We start from the raw sequence: 16,636 nt of genomic DNA on the forward strand, positions 1-16,636 counted from the left end.
GGTTATGTCACTAATTTCATAAACATCAACATCAGAAATAAGGAGTCCATATGAACGATGGATTACACTTTCTTTGTCATATTACCGATTTGCCGGAGAAAACTTTTGCGGTAGCTGAATTTTCTTTACAGGAGGAGTTATCCGAATTATTTACCCTATCCTTAACGCTGGTCAGTAAACGAGCCGATATTGATCTGGAATCACTGCTATTACAATCTGTGAAATTTCGGGTGGTTTTCAACGACGTTGAGCAACGTCAGGTTAGCGGCATCGTCACACAGGCTATTCGGGGGGATACGCATGCTCATCGCACTATTTATTCCCTCACCGTCCAGCCCGCGCTCTGGCGGATGAATTTGAATCAGGACAGCCGGATTTATCATCGGCAAAGCGTGCCGGAGATCCTCAAGAGTTTACTGAAAAAACATTGCATCCTGTTCGATTGCCAACTGGATGAGTTTCATTACACACGGGAGTATGTGACGCAAAAACGGGAGTCCGATTATGCCTTCTTTGCCCGGTTGGTTGCCGAAGAAGGGCTGAATTTCTGGTTTGAAGACGACAAGCTGTTTTTCAGCGACAGCCATTTAGGGATGACGGCCAATTTACCGCTGGTCTACAACCCGCAGATACAGACGGCCACAGAAATGAATGTGGTTAATCAGGTGCGTCTGGGGGTCTCCATGACCCCGAATCGGGTCATTTATAAGGACTACAATCCCCAGAATCCCGCTTACCGTCTGACACACCGGGCCAATATCGATCCCCGTGTCGAGGGGCAGAAAACCCTGTTTGAACTTTTTGAAAGCTACGGCCGTTTTCAGAAAGACGCAGAGGCGAAACCGTTTGTCCAGCGTCGTCATCAGGCCGTCGAGAATCAACGTCAGGCCGGTAGCGGGCAAAGCAACTGTTTTAAACTGATGCCGGGTAAAATCTTTGAGCTTAACGAACACCCGGTTGACGCCATGAACACCCGCTGGCAAATCGTCACTATCCATCATCACGGCAAGTGTCCGCAGGCACTGCAAGAAGAGAGCGGCGAATCAGGCAGTTATCTGCACAACGAATTCAGTTTTATTTCCGGTTATAGAGACTGGCGAGCGCTATACCGTTACAAACCGCTGGCGGACGGTGATGAAGTGGCCACCGTGGTCGGCCCGGAAGGCGAAGAGATTTATGTCAATGAAGAGGGGTGTATCCGCATCCATTTTCACTGGGATCGTTATGATAAAGCCGATGAAAACGCCACCTGTTGGGTACGATTCGCGCAAGGCTGGAATGGCAGCGGTTACGGTTTTATGGCGGTTCCCCGTATCGGTCAGGAGGTGATTGTTTCTTATCTGAACGGCGATATTGATCGCCCGATTGTCACCGGTTGCACCTACAACGGTTCAAACCGGCCGCCGTTAAATTTACCTGCGGAAAAGACCCGCACGACATTTAAAACCCAAACCCACAAAGGGGAAGGTTTTAATGAACTGCGCTTTGAAGATGAGAAAGACCGGGAGGAGATTTACCTGCGCGGGCAGAAAGATCTGACCGCCCATATTCAGCACGACGCTTACTGGCATATTAAACATGACCATAAACAGCGCGTCGATAATAACCGCTATAGCGAAATTTCAGTGGATGATCATCAGCATGTCAAAGGCTCGGGGAAGTACAGCACCGATGGCGATGTTTCACACCGTATCTCAGGCAGTCAGCATTTACAGACCGGGGAGGCGTTGGTGGCGGAAAGCGGTCAGGAAACGCACCTGAAAAGCGGCGGTAAGATGGTGTTGGAAGCGGCGTCGGAGATTACCTTAAAAGTCGGCGGCCATTTTATCCGGTTAACTCCCGGCGGTATTCTGACTTCCCCCAATTTGCTGGTCGGGCAAGGTTCAGCCGGTACCGGGCGTGGTTTATCTTTACAACTGCCAGAGAGTGTAGAACCTCTGCCTGATGTGAAATCTCCAGTTAAACGGATTTGTGCTTTGCAAGCTCAGAGAGAAGTTAATCTAACTATTAATAACCAGGAGGATGAATGAACATTTCCATAAACTGGCAACAATGGCTGACTACGCCTAATAAGCCGCCTGTTTTCTTTATGCTGAATTCACTGGCGGAACCTAACCCGGTGGCGCTCTTTTATCGCAACGACTGGGTAGAGCAGGCTTTTCCTTTGTATAGCGGTACACCGATGGACCACATATTGGCGCAAGGTCCCTGGTTGGTTCAGCCCAAGTCAGGTTGCCTGTCAGTAATCGGTCATCTGCTTGATAGCCAAACTCTGAGCGATAACAGTTGGGGATGGGCTTATCGCAGTGAGGATTTATGGACGCAACAGCTTAATCATTGGCGTTCACGCCAGCAGGTGATATTACGGGAGAGGCAAGTGATTTTGCGCAGTATGGACCCGCGTATCCTCGGTCAGTTATTACCCGCAATGATCGTCAGCGATTGGTCGGCATTTTTGACACCGGTGAGTGAATTGATGATCGATATACCCGAACCACAGATTTATTATCGGCCTGAAAATTGTGGTCAAGGCGGCAGTGAATCGCCCTTTATTCTGGGCGATCATTTATCGCATGCCTGGCATCATTCCGACTACGCCTTGAAAGGGAAAGCATTTGTGATCAGTAGTAATATGTGGGAAAACCACGGTGAATTAGCTGAAAAACTAAATGAGCCAGAAGGGAAATTACAGGAACGGATTATTGATTGGCTGAAATCGCGTTTAGAAAGTGGAGATGATATTAGTCACCTGACCAGTGCAGATTATTTACAGACGCTCGATGAACAATATACGACCGCTGGATAGTGTATGATGGATAATAACATCTTGCGAATTTATAGAGATTATTGAAAGAGTGGTTGTGTCGGCGCCATCAAATTTCATTTTGTTACAAATCGAGGGTATTATTTGAGGCTTGAAACGGCGGCAAGCCTTTAAAACTCTTGGGCTGTTTGGCGCCAATTTATAGCATCTTAACTGGGATAATATGACACATTTTTCTTCTATTGTTGCATTACAGGATTTAGTGGCTGATCTGGCAATATTTGAGCAAAAATTGGCACAGTTCAAACAGCGGCTTAATTTGAATGTTGAGCAATATCAAGCAGATCATATCTCCTTACGTTGCCACGATATCTCTGTAGCCGAGCGTTGGCGTAAAGGTTTTTTGCAATGTGGTAGTTTGATGTCAGAAAGTATCATTAATGGACGGCCAATCTGCTTGTTTGATTTAGAACACCCCATCACGATGCTTAATTGGCAAATCGATTGTGTTGAGCTGCCTTATCCTGGTAAGAAAACTTACTTGCATCAGGGATGGGAACATGTGGAGCTGGTGCTGCCGGTGGCGCCTGAGATTTTATCAACAGCAGCGAAAGCATTATTACCGCAACCTTTGCCGACAGGTTTTTCTGTCAAACAGAGTCAACCCAAAGGGGAACAAGAGCGGTTGCCTAATCCTACTTTAGCTGTCACTGATGGTGAGATCACCGTCAAATTTCACCCATTTACATTGCGTGAAGTTGTTAAAAGTGAATGCCTGGCTACATAAGTTAAAGTGATATCGCTATGTGAGGCCGGCAAGAAACTCTAGTGCCTGCGGGTGGCGTGCCACCATTTTAATCAGTAATACAGCTTGTTTATTCGGTTTAGCCCGCCCTTGTTCCCAGTTCTGGTATGTCGTTTCACCGGTGTGCAGGTACTGGGCAAAAACAGCTTGAGAAATATTCAGTTTACTCCGTATGGATTTCAACTCATCTGGATTGATGGAGATATCGTTTTTTAACCTCCTCTTATGCGTTTTCAATGTGAGTTTGCTTTCATTAGCCTCTTCCCAAGCTTTCATTCCTTCATTGAGTTCTGCAAATAGATCACGGTTCATTTATGCTCCTTTTTTTCTCATTTCTAACATCTTACGCAAGGATTCGCATTGTTCTTTAGTTAAGTCTGACATCTCATCTTTATCGTAGATAGTGAAAAGCATGAATTGCGATTTAGATGTCCACCAATAGTAAATCACCCGAATACCGCTCCGTTTTCCCTTTTTTCTTCGGGAATCTGTAAAACGCACTTTACGTAATCCGCCGGTATGTTGGATGACGTCCCCTGCTGTTGGATTTTTCAGCAGTATATTTTGGAAGGATCGAAACTCCTCATCACTCAGGTAGTTATGGCGGTAGCGTTCAAAAGGTGGTAGTTCAATAAAAACAGCTTCCATCACTTATCCATCTGTCCCCAACTTGAGTATAATATACACCCAAGTTGGGGATAGTTAAACAGAGTTAACCCGAAGGGAAAAAAAGCGGTTGTTTAACCCGACCTTGGCTATCATTGATGGTGAGATCACCGTCAAGTTTCACCCATTTACATTGCGTGAAATTGTTAAAAATGAGCACTAGTCGGCAAAATTAACTTTTTCATCCTTGTGATCCAGATAAAAGTTCTGACCTTGTGATTTCCTACAAATCATCGGCAATAATTAGATGTCATAGTTAGTGAATTGAATTACTGAATCGCTTAGATTCATTGATTGCTCGTTAATGACTAGGTGTCCAAGGAACTTCTGATGACAAAGTTAGAAATTTGTTGTTTTAGCGTAGGTTGCGCATTAATCGCACAACAGGCTGGTGCTGACCGGATAGAGTTATGCGCCAGTCCGGCGGAAGGGGGATTAACACCGAGTCTTGGTACGTTGAAGCAGGCTATTGAGCAATTAACTATCCCTGTACATCCCATTGTACGTCCAAGAGGTGGTGATTTTTGCTACAGTCACTCAGATTTTGAGGTGATGAAAAATGATGTTGCTCAGATCCGTGATATGGGATTTATGGGCGTCGTTTTTGGTGTGTTAGATGAAGAAGGGCATATCGATTTGCCCCGCATGCAACAATTGATGGCGCTGTCTGGCGATATGGCCGTCACTTTTCACCGTGCATTTGATATGTGTTTTAATCCTTATGTGGCACTGGATCAACTCACTCAGCTTGGTGTTAAGCGAATATTGACTTCCGGTCAGCAACAGAATGCCGAATTGGGATTACCTTTGTTGAAAGAACTGCATCAAGCCAGTCGGGGGCCAATTATTATGGCAGGTGCGGGTGTTCGTATGAGTAATATTCATAAATTTATTGATATCGGGTTAACGGAAGTTCACAGTTCGGCAAGCCGGATTATGCCTTCTACCATGACTTACCGCAAAGCGGGGGTGACGATGAGCGCCGACAATGAGGTGGATGAGTTTTCACATTATTGTGTTGATGGTGGTGTGGTGGAGGTGATGAAAGGGATGCTGAGTTTGACTTTATTTGAATAGCCTATTATGAACTGGCCCAATTTTGGGCCAGTTCGCAAAATCAGGGCTTACGGGCGATCAGTATCGCCCGCAGAGGGGCGGGATAACCCTCAATGGTTTTACTGCTATCAGTAGGATCAAGAAAATCAGATAACGATTCAGTTCTCATCCAGGCTGTACGACGTTGCTCTTCTGTGGTTGTTACCGCTTGATCGGCAATTTTCACATCGACAAAACCGCACTTCTCCAACCAGATTTTCAACATTTTTGCCGAAGGAATGAAATAGACGTTGCGCATTTGAGCATAACGTTCACCAGGGATTAAACAGGTATGTTCATCTCCTTCAACAACCAGGCTTTCTAATACCAGTTCACCATCGGCCACCAATTGGTTTTTCAATTGCCAGAGATGGTCAAGAGGAGAGCGGCGGTGATAGAGAACGCCCATTGAAAAGACGGTATCGAAAGCAGCTAGTGCCGGTAATTGTTCAATGCCCAGAGGTAAGAGATGGGCGCGTTGATCATTGCCAAGTAATTTTCTGACAGCTTCAAACTGGCAGAGGAAGAGCTGAGTTGGATCGATACCAACGGCAAGTTCAGCCCCTTCACCCACCATCCGCCATAGGTGATAGCCGCTGCCGCAACCAACATCAAGAATTGTCCTGCCAGCTAGTGGGGAAATATGAGGCAGTACCCGATCCCATTTCCAATCTGAACGCCATTCAGTGTCGATATTTACACCGTAAAGAGAGAATGGACCTTTGCGCCACGGCATGAGTACTCGCAATATATTGGTGAGGCAAATTTCTTCACCTTCGGATAGGGGAGGATCACGTTCTGCGATTACGCCATTTTTCAAATCTAATTGGGTCGGTGAAATTGCGGGTAGGTTTTCCAGGGTTTTTACCCATGATTTAAAACTGCCGTGCAGGGCCGCTTTTTGCCATTCTTGCAGTTGAGCAGGAAGGCAATTAAGCCAATGCTGGAGGTTATTCTTGGCAATAATTTGATAAAAATTACCGAAATCGATCATTTATCGGCCCCTTTTATCGCCAGCAGTGATCCAAAGTTGAAACACTGAAACCAGACTTCAACATGGTTAAAACCGGATTGATGGAGACGGGATTTGTGGGTTTCTACAGAGTCGGTCAGCATTACATTTTCAAGCATGCTGCGTTTCTGGCTGATTTCCAGCTCGCTATATCCGTTAGCACGCTTGAAATCGTGGTGCATATCAAACAGCAACTCACCGATTTGTTGATCTTCAAGGCTGAATTTCTCTGATAAAACTAAAACACCACCGGGACGTAATCCCTGATAAATCCGGTTAAGTAAACCTTGTCGATCTTGCGGGTTGAGGAATTGTAAAGTGAAATTCAACACGACCATCGAAGCATTTTGAATATCAATATCAAGAATATCGGCTTCAATGACTTCAACCGGTGTTTGTGCTCGGAAAGCGTCGATATGGCGACGACAGCGTTTCACCATTGCCGGGGAATTATCAACGGCGATAATTTTGCAGTTTTCAGCGGCAATATTGCGGCGCATTGCCAGGGTTGATGCGCCTAGGGAACAACCCAGGTCGTAAATTTGACTGTTTGATGTCACAAAACGACCGGCCAGCATACCAATCATGGAAACAATATTTGAATAACCTGGCACGGAGCGTTGGATCATATCAGGGAAAACTTCAGCTACCCGTTCATCGAAACTCCAGTCTCCCAGATTGGCGATGGGAGCGGCAAACAGGCTATCCCTTTGATGGTAAGGATCTTGATTTGACATAACAGCATTAATTATCAGAAAAAATAGAGGGTGGCATTCTAACAGATGTACAGCTTGACCTTGAACCAATTTTCTCTGTGCTTAAAAGTAGTGAATAATGGAAATATTTGAGGAATTTAAGTGTGGTATAAAAATCATATTATGGCGCGATCAATCCTTGATTTCATGAGTCAGTCAGCATTAGGGGAGCTTTGGGTTTTATATAAAAAAGTAAAGATGCATTGAAAAGCACCTTTAAATGACCTATTGCTTGTTTACGTAAAAGAGTGAGGTGGTGTATGGCATATCAAATCTTAACAAACTTAGCGGCAAGTATTACCGATTTGAAACGTGACCCAATGGGGACATATTTGCAGGGGGAAGGTGAAGCGGTCGCAATCCTGAATCGGAATGAACCTGCGTTTTATTGTGTGCCTCCCGAATTATTCGCCTACTATCAGGAGCTAGCAGAGGATGCCGCACTGAACAAAATTGCAGATGAACGTTTAGAAAATGCTGAATTTGTTAGTGTGAACCTAGATGATCTATAGCCTGGAATTTGAAAAACGGGCCTTAAAAGAGTGGAAGAAGTCACGTCATCCAATTAAGGAGCAGCTAAAGAAAAAATTGGCTGAACGCTTAGAAAACCCTCATGTACCGTCAGCAAGATTAAGAGGGCGAGCGAACCGATACAAAATTAAATTGCGCTCTTCTGGCTACTGCTTAGTTTATGAAGTGAATGACAATAAGATTATCTTGCTGGTAATTGCTATTGGTAAACGGGCCGCAGATGCGGTTTATACCCTCGCCAATGAGAGGTAAAAAAACCAACACTTGCTCGCGTTGCATGTCAACGTCGGAAAGTCTTCCTTCATAGGGAACCACTATGGTTAGAATAACAGGCAGCCGAGTTTGCTGCCTGTTATTTTAGTGCCAGTACTATTCGTTTCGTTAGTAGAGAGAAAATATTTGTTCCCAAGGCAAGTAGTAAATATTCGTCATCACCATTAATACGATGGAAAGATAAGTTGCTACCATGCCTGAACGCCGCCAATAGAATTCACGGTGGTGCAGGCCATAATAATGCAAGACTCTGCCGGTGAGCAGAATCAAACCACAGACATGTATCATCCAGACATTTGAGCCGTTCATCTCCATCATGACCAGCAATAACATAGAGATGGGGATATATTCCACAGCATTACCGTGGATGCGGATCGCTGTTTGTAGTTCGTAAAAACCACCATCTCCATATGAGACACGATATTGTGTTCTTAACTTAACCACATCAAAAGACAGCTTAATCAATAATAGTGCGCCCAACACAACATAAAGCGAGCTAACCATTTTTAACTCCATTGCCTAACCGAAATTGGCCAATTAAGTTATGATAAACCCCAAAAATAAAACTGTCGCTATAAATAGATGGGAATTGAAAATAAATTGCCTGATTATCAGACATCAAGCAATGGTATTGCATCGGGATATTGCCTGCCCTTATCTCTGAGTAGAATTTCTATTATAATGGCGGCCTTTTTTCCGCAGCAACAGCACAACAGCCGAGTAAAAGGATATTGTATGCGTACTGATTATTGTGGGCAGTTGAATCTGACCCATGAAGGCCAGAAGGTGACTCTTTGTGGTTGGGTAAACCGCCGCCGTGATCTGGGCGGCTTGATTTTTATTGATATGCGTGATCGTGAAGGGATCGTTCAGGTATTTTTTGACCCGGATCAGCAAGCCGCATTTTCTCAGGCTGCTGAACTGCGTAATGAATTCTGCATTCAAATCACCGGTACTGTACGCGCTCGTCCTGACAGTCAAATCAACAAAGATATGGCTACCGGTGAAATAGAGGTTTTTGCGGAAAGTTTAAATATCATCAACCGTTCCGAACCTCTGCCTTTGGATAGCAATCAGACGAACAGCGAAGAGCAACGTCTGAAATATCGCTATATTGATCTGCGTCGGCCTGAAATGGCAAATCGCCTGAAAACACGCGCTAAAATTACCAGTTTTGTTCGTCGTTTCATGGATAATCAGGGTTTCCTGGATATTGAAACGCCAATGTTGACTAAAGCAACACCCGAAGGCGCCCGTGATTATTTGGTGCCAAGTCGTGTTCATAAAGGCAAATTTTATGCCTTGCCTCAATCCCCGCAGTTGTTTAAACAATTGCTGATGATGTCCGGTTTTGACCGTTATTATCAAATTGTTAAATGCTTCCGTGATGAAGATTTGCGTGCGGATCGCCAGCCAGAATTCACCCAGATCGACGTGGAAACTTCCTTTATGACTGCTGAGCAGGTAAGGGAAATGATGGAAATGATGATCCGCGAATTGTGGCTTGAGATTGAAGGTGCTGATTTGGGGCATTTCCCGGTGATGACGTTTGCGGAAGTGATGCGTCGTTTCGGTTCTGATAAACCTGATCTGCGTAACCCATTAGAGTTGGTTGATGTTGCTGATCTGGTTAAAGAGGTAGAATTCAGTGTTTTTGCTGAACCGGCGAATGACAGTAAAGGCCGCGTAGCTGTGATTCGGGTACCAGGTGGTGCTGAACTGAGCCGTAAGCAGATTGATGAATATGGCAAATTCGTTGGGATTTATGGCGCAAAAGGGCTGGCGTGGATAAAAGTCAATGCACGTGCCGCCGGTCTGGAAGGGGTTCAAAGTCCGATAGCCAAATTCCTGAATGCAGAGGTGGTTGAAGGCTTGCTTTCTCGTACTGATGCACAAGATGGCGATATTTTGTTCTTCGGCGCCGGTAGTGTGAAAGTGGTCACTGATGCCTTGGGAGCGTTGCGTCTGAAATTAGGGCGCGATCTGAACCTGACAAAATTGGATAGCTGGCGGCCATTGTGGGTTATCGACTTCCCAATGTTCGAAGATGATGGGGAGGGTGGTCTGACCGCTATGCATCATCCGTTTACTTCACCGTGTAATATGTCAGCGGAGGAGTTAGAGCGAGATCCGGTTTCGGCCATTGCCAATGCTTACGATATGGTGATTAACGGCTACGAAGTCGGTGGCGGCTCGGTGCGTATTCACCGTAATGAAATGCAACAGGCGGTGTTCCGTATTCTGGGTATTAATGAGCAGGAACAGCAGGAGAAGTTTGGCTTCTTGCTGGATGCGTTGAAATTTGGTACGCCTCCCCATGCAGGTTTGGCATTTGGTCTTGACCGTTTGGTGATGTTGCTGACAGGAACGGATAATATTCGTGATGTTATCGCATTCCCTAAAACCACCGCCGCTGCTTGTTTAATGACGGAAGCGCCAAGTTATGCTAATTCGGCGGCACTCGAAGAGTTATCAATCTCTGTTGTTGCCAGAAAAGAGAGTGAGTAATGGTTTATAAGCGCCCTGAGTCTGTGCTGGTGGTTATTTATTCTTTTTCCAGCCGACGGGTGCTGATGTTACAGCGGCGGGACGATCCTGGCTTTTGGCAGTCTGTGACTGGCAGCCTTGATGGAGACGAAACGCCGTGGGAGACAGCGTTGCGCGAAGTGCGAGAAGAAATCGGTATTGATATCATAGGTGAAAATCTTGAATTGATAGATTGCCGACGTTCTCTCTATTTTGAGATTTTTACCCACTTACGCCATCGCTATGCTCCAGGAGTCACCCGTAATAAAGAGTACTGGTTCTGTCTGGCATTGCCGGAAGAGCGAGAATGCTTGTTGACTGAACATCAGGCTTACCAGTGGCTGGATGCGGATAAAGCAGTAAAGCTCACTAAGTCGTGGAGCAATCGACAGGCGATTGAAGAGTTTGTGATTGAATAAGTTTATTAGACGTTTTATCGGAGAACCTTATGGCAGGTCATAGTAAATGGGCCAACACCAAGCACCGCAAAGCTGCGCAGGATGCGAAACGCGGTAAGATTTTCACCAAAATTATCCGGGAGTTGGTAACGGCAGCCCGTCTGGGTGGTGGAGATCCGGCATCTAACCCACGTCTGCGTGCCGCGATTGATAAAGCACTGTCCAACAATATGACCCGCGATACTTTGAACCGTGCTATCGCCCGTGGTGTTGGCAACGATGACGCGGATAACATGGAAACCATCATTTATGAAGGTTATGGCCCGGGGGGAACAGCGGTGATGGTTGAGTGCTTGAGTGATAACCGCAACCGTACCGTTTCTGACGTTCGTCATGCTTTCACTAAAACTGGTGGTAATCTGGGCACTGATGGCTCGGTTGCTTATTTGTTCACCAAGAAAGGGGTGATTTCTTACGCGCCGGGACTGGATGAAGATGCGGTGATGGAAGCGGCGTTGGAAGCCGGCGCTGATGATGTAGAAACCTATGATGATGGCGCGATTGATGTTTACACTACGCCAGAAACGTTTGGTGACGTGAAAGATGCGTTGGATGCAGCGGGTTTTGTGGCTGAATCAGCAGAAGTTTCGATGATCCCTTCCACTAAAGCGGAATTGGATGCGGAAACCGCACCTAAGTTATTGCGCTTGATTGATATGTTGGAAGATTCAGACGACGTACAAGAGGTTTACCATAACGGTGAAATCTCTGATGAAGTTGCTGCTTTGCTGTAATTTCGATTGGGTTGTATAGCGTAGAGAAAGTGTGCTGTGGTACAGGACACTTTCTCTAACGTTTTATCTCCTTTATTAAAGGTGATAATCAAAGGCGAATAAACAGAATATGGCGATTATCTTAGGTATCGACCCAGGTTCCCGCGTCACTGGCTATGGCGTGATCCGTCAGCAGGGGCGTCATTTGAGCTACCTTGGCAGTGGTTGTATCCGAATAAAAGTTGATGATCTGCCTAGCCGGTTACAGCGTATTTATGCGGGTATCCTTGAAATTATTACGCAATTTCAACCGGATGCTTTTGCCATCGAGCAGGTTTTTATGGCAAAAAACGCCGATTCAGCGCTGAAATTAGGACAAGCGCGGGGCGTTGCGATTCTTGCCGCCGTTAATCAATCTGTACCGGTTTTTGAATATGCGGCTCGACAGGTGAAACAAACGGTTGTCGGAACTGGGGCGGCTGAAAAAAGTCAGGTTCAGCACATGGTACGTTCTGTGCTGAAATTATCTGCTAACCCGCAATCCGATGCGGCAGATGCATTGGCCATTGCGATAACCCATTGTCACTTTAATCAGAATCTTTTGCGGGTTGGCGATCCCAGATTAATCTTGGCTCGTGGACGTTTAAGATAACGGCTGGATATGCATCCAGCTTTTTTTATGTTATAACCATAAGTAGAACAATCAGTTTTATTTTTTTAGGGGGTAAACGAGTGATAGGGCGTCTCAGAGGAATTGTGCTGGAAAAACAACCACCCTTGGTTTTACTGGAAACGAATGGCGTTGGTTATGAAGTCCATATGCCAATGACCTGTTTTTATGAATTGCCTGATGCCGGGCAGGAAGCTGTCCTGTTTACTCACTTTGTTGTGCGTGAAGATGCGCAATTACTTTATGGTTTTAATGATAAGCAGGAGCGGGCGCTATTCCGTGAATTAATTAAAGTGAATGGCGTAGGGCCTAAATTGGCGTTGGCTATTCTTTCGGGCATGTCTGCGCAGCAATTTGTTTCTGCCATTGAACAAGAGGCGATTGCTTCTTTGGTTAAACTGCCGGGTGTGGGCAAGAAAACTGCTGAACGGCTGGTGGTTGAAATGAAAGATCGCTTTAAAGGGCTTAATGGCGATCTCTTCAATCAGAGCAGTGATATTAATTTGCCGGCAACGGCCGAACAGACAAATTCTGATGCGGATAGCGAAGCAGAAGCCGCGGCGGCATTAGTCTCTCTGGGTTACAAGCCACAAGAGGCCAGCCGCATGATAAGTAAAGTCGCTAAATCGGGCGCTGATTGTGAAACACTTATCCGCGAAGCACTTCGCGCCGCTCTTTAAGTTGCAGGAGTAAGCCATGATTGAAGCTGACCGTCTGGTTTCCGCGGAAGTTTTACAAGACGATGAAGCCATTGATCGCGCAATCAGACCTAAATTGTTGTCTGAATATGTTGGGCAGCCGCAAGTCTGTGAGCAGATGGAGATTTTTATTCAGGCTGCCAGGTTGCGTGGTGATGCCCTTGACCACCTGCTGATTTTTGGTCCGCCGGGGTTGGGGAAAACAACGCTGGCGAATATTGTTGCCAATGAGATGGGGGTTAATCTCCGTACAACTTCTGGCCCAGTTTTAGAAAAGGCGGGCGATCTGGCGGCAATGTTGACCAATCTTGAACCGCATGATGTGTTGTTTATCGATGAAATTCACCGTTTGTCGCCGGTGGTGGAAGAAATTCTCTATCCGGCAATGGAAGATTATCAACTGGATATTATGATTGGCGAGGGACCGGCAGCCCGTTCGATCAAAATTGATTTGCCTCCTTTTACCCTGATTGGGGCTACCACTCGCGCAGGTTCTTTGACTTCGCCACTGCGTGATCGGTTCGGTATCGTGCAGCGCCTTGAATTCTATAATGTGGACGATTTGCAAAGTATCGTTTCTCGCAGTGCTCGTTTTATGGGGGTCGAGATCACTGACGATGGCGCCCGGCAGATTGCCATGCGTTCTCGTGGGACGCCGCGGATTACAAACCGTTTACTGCGCCGGGTGCGTGATTTTGCTCAAGTGAAAGGGAATGGTGCGATTGATGGCGATATTGCCGCCAGAGCGCTGGATATGTTGAGTGTAGATGCTGCCGGTTTTGATTATCTGGATCGTAAGTTACTGGTTGCCATCATTGATAAATTTATGGGCGGGCCGGTAGGGGTAGATAACCTTGCCGCTGCCATTGGTGAAGAGCGGGAAACGATTGAGGATGTGTTGGAACCCTTTCTGATCCAACAGGGTTTTATTCAACGTACTTCCCGTGGACGAATTGCCACCGAACATGCTTATCGCCATTTTGGTGTGGTCAGAGATCAGGAATGAGCTGTTTAATTGCCTGAAAAATCGGGATGGGTACTCCTGCAAGGGAAACCTATCCCGCTCTCCATGACTGGGTTATACCCACTCAGTGGATCAATTTTTTGCTTTACTGATCAGACTGATAATAAACATCACCGCAGCGCATAGCACGACAGATGGCCCTGCTGGTGTGTCGTAAACGGCGGAGAACGCTAATCCGCCGGTGACAGCAAGCATACCAACCGCAATGGCAATACCGGCCATTTGCTCCGGTGTACGGGCAAAACGGCGAGCAGTGGCTGCCGGGATAATGAGCAGGGAGGTGATAATCAGCGCACCGACAAATTTCATTGCCAGGCCGATTGTCAACGCTGTTACCAGCATTAACAGTACTCTTAACCGCTGTATTTTAATACCATCCACAAAAGCCATTTCCTGACTGACGGTGACAGAGAGCAGAGCGTTCCATTGCCAGAACAGAAGTGTGGCGACAAGGGTGACGCCGATGGCAATCAACCAAATGTCTTCATAGGTGACTGACAACAAATCACCAAACAGATAAGCCATCAAATCAACTCGCACATTAGACATCAAACTGACAACGACCAGCCCTAATGATAGTGCGCTGTGAGCCATAATCCCCAACAAAGTATCGATTGCCAGTTGAGGGCGTTTCTCCAACCAAACCAGCATTATTGCCAGTATCAAAGTGACAGCGATAATCGCGTAAAAAGGGCTAATATTTAGCAATAATCCGAAGGCAACGCCCAGTAATGAAGCATGAGCCAGAGTATCGCCAAAATAGGACATTCTGCGCCAGACAACAAATGAACCTAATGGTCCGGCAGCAATAGACAATAATACGCCGGCCAACCAACCGGGGAATAGTAATTCAATCATGAGTGGCATTCCCTGTTATTTTCCAAGATAATTTTCCCTTTCAAATCATGGTGGTGATTATGTTGGTGGCGATATACTGCCAATTGTTCAGCGCCATGATGACCAAACATAGCGATAAATTCAGGATGAGTTGAAACAACTTCAGGTGTGCCGGAACAGCAAATATGTTGATTAAGGCATAAAACTTCGTCTGTTTTCGCCATAACCAGATGTAAATCATGGGATACCATCAATACAGCACAATGCAATTCGGTTCTAATTTGATTGATTAGATCATAAAGTGCCAACTGACCATTAACATCGACCCCTTGTGTTGGTTCATCAAGGACTAATAATTGCGGATGATTTAATAGCGCTCTGGCTAATAAAACCCGTTGGTTTTCCCCGCCGGATAATTTTTGCATGGGTTGCTGCAATAGATGAGCAGCGTTCACTCGCTCTAGTGCTGGCAATATATCGGCAGATTTTACGCCGGGTTTTAGCATCATAAAGCGTTTGACTGTTAATGGCAGAGTGGGATCAAGATTCAACTTCTGTGGAACATAGCCGGTTCTCAATCCGGCGGTGTGTTCAATTGTGCCGGATGATGGTTCGACAAGCCCCAAAACAACACGAACTAAAGTTGATTTACCGGCACCATTGGGACCTAGCAAAGTCAGAATATTCCCTCGTTGTAAATTAAGAGAGATATTGTTTAGTACCTGACGATTGTCGAAGGTAACAGCAACATTTTTTAAAGTGATGAGTGTTGACATGCTAAATATATCTTGCGTGAACATTGAGATGTTATAATATAACAATTCTTGTTTCTGTCCACGAGATATTTACATTATGTTACACAAATCATATAAACTAGCGCACAAGTTTCTCTGTAAGGCCGCGATTACTGCTGTTTTCATGTCAGGGACGATACAATCGGCTAATGCTGATGTTGTGACATCAATTCGTCCGTTAGGTTTTATTGCTGCGGCAATAACTGATGGTGTAACTGATACGCAGGTACTGTTGCCTGATGGGGCATCACCGCATGATTATGCATTGAAACCGTCTGATCTTAAGAGAATTAACCAGGCAGATTTAGTTGTGTGGGTTGGACCTGAGATGGAAATCTTTTTGTCTAAACCGTTAGCCAAAGTGCCACAAAATAGACAGCTAGCTTTAGCGCAATTGCCAACGATTAAGCCATTATTGCTGAAGAATGATGAAGATTTACATGAACCAGATCAACATAAACATGAAGAAGGTCATGAACATCATTCTCATGGTGAATATAATATGCACATCTGGTTATCGCCAGAAATAGCAAAACAGGTTGCACAGGGGATTCATGACCAATTACAAATGCGTTTTCCGCAGAAAAAAGCAGCGCTGGACGTAAACCTACGTAAATTCAATGCTCAGCTTGCGCAAACTGACAAAAATATTGCTAATATTCTTAAGCTGGTGCGTGGTAAGGGGTATTTCGTTTTTCACGATGCTTATGGCTATTTCGAGCAGCATTATGGCCTGACACCATTAGGACATTTTACGATTAATCCTGAAATACAACCTGGCGCACAAAAACTACATCATATACGAACACAATTGGTTGAGCAGAAAGCAATTTGTATTTTTGCTGAGCCACAATTCAGGCCGACCGTTATTAATGCTGTGGCGAAGGATACGGGAGTGCGTATGGGCACCTTGGACCCGTTAGGAAGCCGCATCGTATTGGATAAAGACAGCTATATGAAATTTATAACTCAGTTGTCGGAACAGTACATGGGTTGCCTGAATTAAAGTAATAAG

General features: G+C 45.6%; 20 protein-coding genes and 1 pseudogene. 14 read left to right on the forward strand and 7 right to left on the reverse strand.

All coding sequences use genetic code 11. The annotated features are described in order from the left end of the window. The first annotated feature begins 50 nt into the window (after nt 1–50). The 3 genes from B0X70_RS10775 (at nt 51) to B0X70_RS10785 (ending at nt 3,551) form a co-directional block, all read left to right on the forward strand. Complete coding sequence (locus B0X70_RS10775; RefSeq protein WP_217471487.1) at nt 51–2,030, forward strand: type VI secretion system Vgr family protein; 1,980 nt, start codon at nt 51–53, stop codon at nt 2,028–2,030. Next, a complete protein-coding gene (locus B0X70_RS10780; RefSeq protein ID WP_217471488.1) occupies nt 2,027–2,806 on the forward strand; it encodes a DUF4123 domain-containing protein in 780 nt (259 codons plus the stop codon). The genes B0X70_RS10775 and B0X70_RS10780 overlap by 4 nt, the downstream gene beginning before the upstream one ends. 181 nt (nt 2,807–2,987) lie before the next feature. Further along, complete coding sequence (locus B0X70_RS10785; protein ID WP_217471489.1) at nt 2,988–3,551, forward strand: VOC family protein; 564 nt, start codon at nt 2,988–2,990, stop codon at nt 3,549–3,551. A 15-nt stretch (nt 3,552–3,566) separates the two neighbouring features. On the opposite strand, the gene B0X70_RS10790 is transcribed toward B0X70_RS10785, so the two are convergent. Both B0X70_RS10790 and B0X70_RS10795 read right to left on the reverse strand, forming a co-directional pair. Then, a complete protein-coding gene (locus B0X70_RS10790) occupies nt 3,567–3,881 on the reverse strand; it encodes a type II toxin-antitoxin system RelB family anti-toxin transcriptional regulator (protein WP_105395393.1) in 315 nt (104 codons plus the stop codon). Further along, nucleotides 3,882–4,217: a toxin gene (locus B0X70_RS10795; RefSeq protein WP_105395394.1), complete on the reverse strand. Its 336-nt coding sequence runs from the start codon at nt 4,215–4,217 to the stop codon at nt 3,882–3,884. It abuts the gene before it with no gap. 76 nt (nt 4,218–4,293) lie between these two features. Between B0X70_RS10795 and B0X70_RS10800 the strand changes: the two are divergent. After that, nucleotides 4,294–4,398, forward strand: a pseudogene (locus tag B0X70_RS10800) (VOC family protein); the annotation flags it as partial. Nucleotides 4,399–4,565: 167 nt separating this feature from the next. Further along, nucleotides 4,566–5,312: a copper homeostasis protein CutC gene (cutC, locus tag B0X70_RS10805; protein ID WP_046395062.1), complete on the forward strand. Its 747-nt coding sequence runs from the start codon at nt 4,566–4,568 to the stop codon at nt 5,310–5,312. Nucleotides 5,313–5,352: 40 nt separating this feature from the next. On the opposite strand, the gene cmoB is transcribed toward cutC, so the two are convergent. Together cmoB and cmoA are read right to left on the reverse strand one after the other, a co-directional pair. Beyond that, nucleotides 5,353–6,324: a tRNA 5-methoxyuridine(34)/uridine 5-oxyacetic acid(34) synthase CmoB gene (gene cmoB, locus B0X70_RS10810; protein WP_217471490.1), complete on the reverse strand. Its 972-nt coding sequence runs from the start codon at nt 6,322–6,324 to the stop codon at nt 5,353–5,355. Beyond that, complete coding sequence (cmoA, locus tag B0X70_RS10815; protein WP_046395065.1) at nt 6,321–7,079, reverse strand: carboxy-S-adenosyl-L-methionine synthase CmoA; 759 nt, start codon at nt 7,077–7,079, stop codon at nt 6,321–6,323. The genes cmoB and cmoA overlap by 4 nt, the downstream gene beginning before the upstream one ends. Nucleotides 7,080–7,357: 278 nt before the next feature. On the opposite strand from cmoA, the gene B0X70_RS10820 reads away from it, so the two are divergent. Both B0X70_RS10820 and B0X70_RS10825 read left to right on the forward strand, forming a co-directional pair. Next, a complete protein-coding gene (locus B0X70_RS10820) occupies nt 7,358–7,609 on the forward strand; it encodes a type II toxin-antitoxin system Phd/YefM family antitoxin (protein ID WP_036806437.1) in 252 nt (83 codons plus the stop codon). Then, nucleotides 7,599–7,880, forward strand: coding sequence for a type II toxin-antitoxin system RelE family toxin (locus B0X70_RS10825; protein ID WP_217471491.1), 282 nt, complete (start codon nt 7,599–7,601; stop codon nt 7,878–7,880). Before B0X70_RS10820 ends, B0X70_RS10825 begins: the two co-directional genes overlap by 11 nt. Before the next feature lie 129 nt (nt 7,881–8,009). Here the strand turns inward: B0X70_RS10825 and B0X70_RS10830 are convergent, their stop codons facing one another. Continuing rightward, nucleotides 8,010–8,405: an MAPEG family protein gene (locus B0X70_RS10830; protein WP_036775538.1), complete on the reverse strand. Its 396-nt coding sequence runs from the start codon at nt 8,403–8,405 to the stop codon at nt 8,010–8,012. Between the two features lie 231 nt (nt 8,406–8,636). On the opposite strand from B0X70_RS10830, the gene aspS reads away from it, so the two are divergent. From aspS to ruvB, 6 genes are all read left to right on the forward strand, one after another. Beyond that, nucleotides 8,637–10,409: an aspartate--tRNA ligase gene (gene aspS / locus B0X70_RS10835; RefSeq protein WP_217471716.1), complete on the forward strand. Its 1,773-nt coding sequence runs from the start codon at nt 8,637–8,639 to the stop codon at nt 10,407–10,409. Beyond that, the gene (gene nudB / locus B0X70_RS10840; RefSeq protein ID WP_036806429.1) at nt 10,409–10,846 is read left to right on the forward strand and encodes a dihydroneopterin triphosphate diphosphatase; all 438 of its coding nucleotides are present in this window, start codon (nt 10,409–10,411) and stop codon (nt 10,844–10,846) included. The genes aspS and nudB overlap by 1 nt, the downstream gene beginning before the upstream one ends. Before the next feature lie 29 nt (nt 10,847–10,875). Next, nucleotides 10,876–11,619 (forward strand): YebC/PmpR family DNA-binding transcriptional regulator, encoded by a 744-nt coding sequence (locus B0X70_RS10845; RefSeq protein WP_036806426.1) that lies wholly within the window; start codon nt 10,876–10,878, stop codon nt 11,617–11,619. A gap of 109 nt (nt 11,620–11,728) precedes the next feature. After that, nucleotides 11,729–12,250, forward strand: a complete 522-nt coding sequence (ruvC, locus tag B0X70_RS10850) for a crossover junction endodeoxyribonuclease RuvC (RefSeq protein WP_217471492.1) — start codon at nt 11,729–11,731, stop codon at nt 12,248–12,250. Nucleotides 12,251–12,330: 80 nt separating this feature from the next. Beyond that, nucleotides 12,331–12,948, forward strand: coding sequence for a Holliday junction branch migration protein RuvA (gene ruvA / locus B0X70_RS10855; protein WP_036806420.1), 618 nt, complete (start codon nt 12,331–12,333; stop codon nt 12,946–12,948). Between the two features lie 16 nt (nt 12,949–12,964). Beyond that, a complete protein-coding gene (gene ruvB, locus B0X70_RS10860; RefSeq protein ID WP_040150502.1) occupies nt 12,965–13,972 on the forward strand; it encodes a Holliday junction branch migration DNA helicase RuvB in 1,008 nt (335 codons plus the stop codon). 90 nt (nt 13,973–14,062) lie between these two features. On the opposite strand, the gene znuB is transcribed toward ruvB, so the two are convergent. Both znuB and znuC read right to left on the reverse strand, forming a co-directional pair. Further along, nucleotides 14,063–14,848 carry a zinc ABC transporter permease subunit ZnuB gene (gene znuB / locus B0X70_RS10865; protein WP_217471493.1) on the reverse strand — a complete coding sequence of 262 codons (786 nt, stop codon included), beginning with the start codon at nt 14,846–14,848 and terminating at the stop codon, nt 14,063–14,065. Next, on the reverse strand, nt 14,845–15,603 hold the full coding sequence (gene znuC / locus B0X70_RS10870; protein WP_217471494.1) for a zinc ABC transporter ATP-binding protein ZnuC: 759 nt from the start codon (nt 15,601–15,603) through the stop codon (nt 14,845–14,847). The genes znuB and znuC overlap by 4 nt, the downstream gene beginning before the upstream one ends. A 76-nt stretch (nt 15,604–15,679) precedes the next feature. Here znuC and znuA point away from each other — a divergent pair, with 76 nt between their 5' ends. After that, nucleotides 15,680–16,627: a zinc ABC transporter substrate-binding protein ZnuA gene (gene znuA, locus B0X70_RS10875; RefSeq protein ID WP_036775550.1), complete on the forward strand. Its 948-nt coding sequence runs from the start codon at nt 15,680–15,682 to the stop codon at nt 16,625–16,627. The last annotated feature ends 9 nt before the right edge of the window (nt 16,628–16,636 follow it).

This window comes from Photorhabdus akhurstii, assembly GCF_019090985.1.
GTDB classification, from domain to species: domain Bacteria; phylum Pseudomonadota; class Gammaproteobacteria; order Enterobacterales; family Enterobacteriaceae; genus Photorhabdus; species Photorhabdus akhurstii.

Excerpts from the sequence above, each read along its gene's own strand:
- B0X70_RS10790 (WP_105395393.1), bottom strand. The coding sequence starts at position 3,881 with ATGAACCGTGATCTATTTGCAGAACTCAATGAAGGAATGAAAGCTTGG.
- B0X70_RS10785 (WP_217471489.1), top strand. The coding sequence starts at position 2,988 with ATGACACATTTTTCTTCTATTGTTGCATTACAGGATTTAGTGGCTGAT.
- cutC (WP_046395062.1), top strand. The coding sequence starts at position 4,566 with ATGACAAAGTTAGAAATTTGTTGTTTTAGCGTAGGTTGCGCATTAATC.
- B0X70_RS10795 (WP_105395394.1), bottom strand. The coding sequence starts at position 4,217 with ATGGAAGCTGTTTTTATTGAACTACCACCTTTTGAACGCTACCGCCAT.
- ruvC (WP_217471492.1), top strand. The coding sequence starts at position 11,729 with ATGGCGATTATCTTAGGTATCGACCCAGGTTCCCGCGTCACTGGCTAT.
- B0X70_RS10825 (WP_217471491.1), top strand. The coding sequence starts at position 7,599 with ATGATCTATAGCCTGGAATTTGAAAAACGGGCCTTAAAAGAGTGGAAG.
- znuC (WP_217471494.1), bottom strand. The coding sequence starts at position 15,603 with ATGTCAACACTCATCACTTTAAAAAATGTTGCTGTTACCTTCGACAAT.
- B0X70_RS10830 (WP_036775538.1), bottom strand. The coding sequence starts at position 8,405 with ATGGTTAGCTCGCTTTATGTTGTGTTGGGCGCACTATTATTGATTAAG.
- cmoB (WP_217471490.1), bottom strand. The coding sequence starts at position 6,324 with ATGATCGATTTCGGTAATTTTTATCAAATTATTGCCAAGAATAACCTC.
- cmoA (WP_046395065.1), bottom strand. The coding sequence starts at position 7,079 with ATGTCAAATCAAGATCCTTACCATCAAAGGGATAGCCTGTTTGCCGCT.
- B0X70_RS10820 (WP_036806437.1), top strand. The coding sequence starts at position 7,358 with ATGGCATATCAAATCTTAACAAACTTAGCGGCAAGTATTACCGATTTG.
- nudB (WP_036806429.1), top strand. The coding sequence starts at position 10,409 with ATGGTTTATAAGCGCCCTGAGTCTGTGCTGGTGGTTATTTATTCTTTT.
- B0X70_RS10780 (WP_217471488.1), top strand. The coding sequence starts at position 2,027 with ATGAACATTTCCATAAACTGGCAACAATGGCTGACTACGCCTAATAAG.
- B0X70_RS10845 (WP_036806426.1), top strand. The coding sequence starts at position 10,876 with ATGGCAGGTCATAGTAAATGGGCCAACACCAAGCACCGCAAAGCTGCG.
- aspS (WP_217471716.1), top strand. The coding sequence starts at position 8,637 with ATGCGTACTGATTATTGTGGGCAGTTGAATCTGACCCATGAAGGCCAG.
- znuB (WP_217471493.1), bottom strand. The coding sequence starts at position 14,848 with ATGATTGAATTACTATTCCCCGGTTGGTTGGCCGGCGTATTATTGTCT.
- ruvB (WP_040150502.1), top strand. The coding sequence starts at position 12,965 with ATGATTGAAGCTGACCGTCTGGTTTCCGCGGAAGTTTTACAAGACGAT.
- znuA (WP_036775550.1), top strand. The coding sequence starts at position 15,680 with ATGTTACACAAATCATATAAACTAGCGCACAAGTTTCTCTGTAAGGCC.
- B0X70_RS10775 (WP_217471487.1), top strand. The coding sequence starts at position 51 with ATGAACGATGGATTACACTTTCTTTGTCATATTACCGATTTGCCGGAG.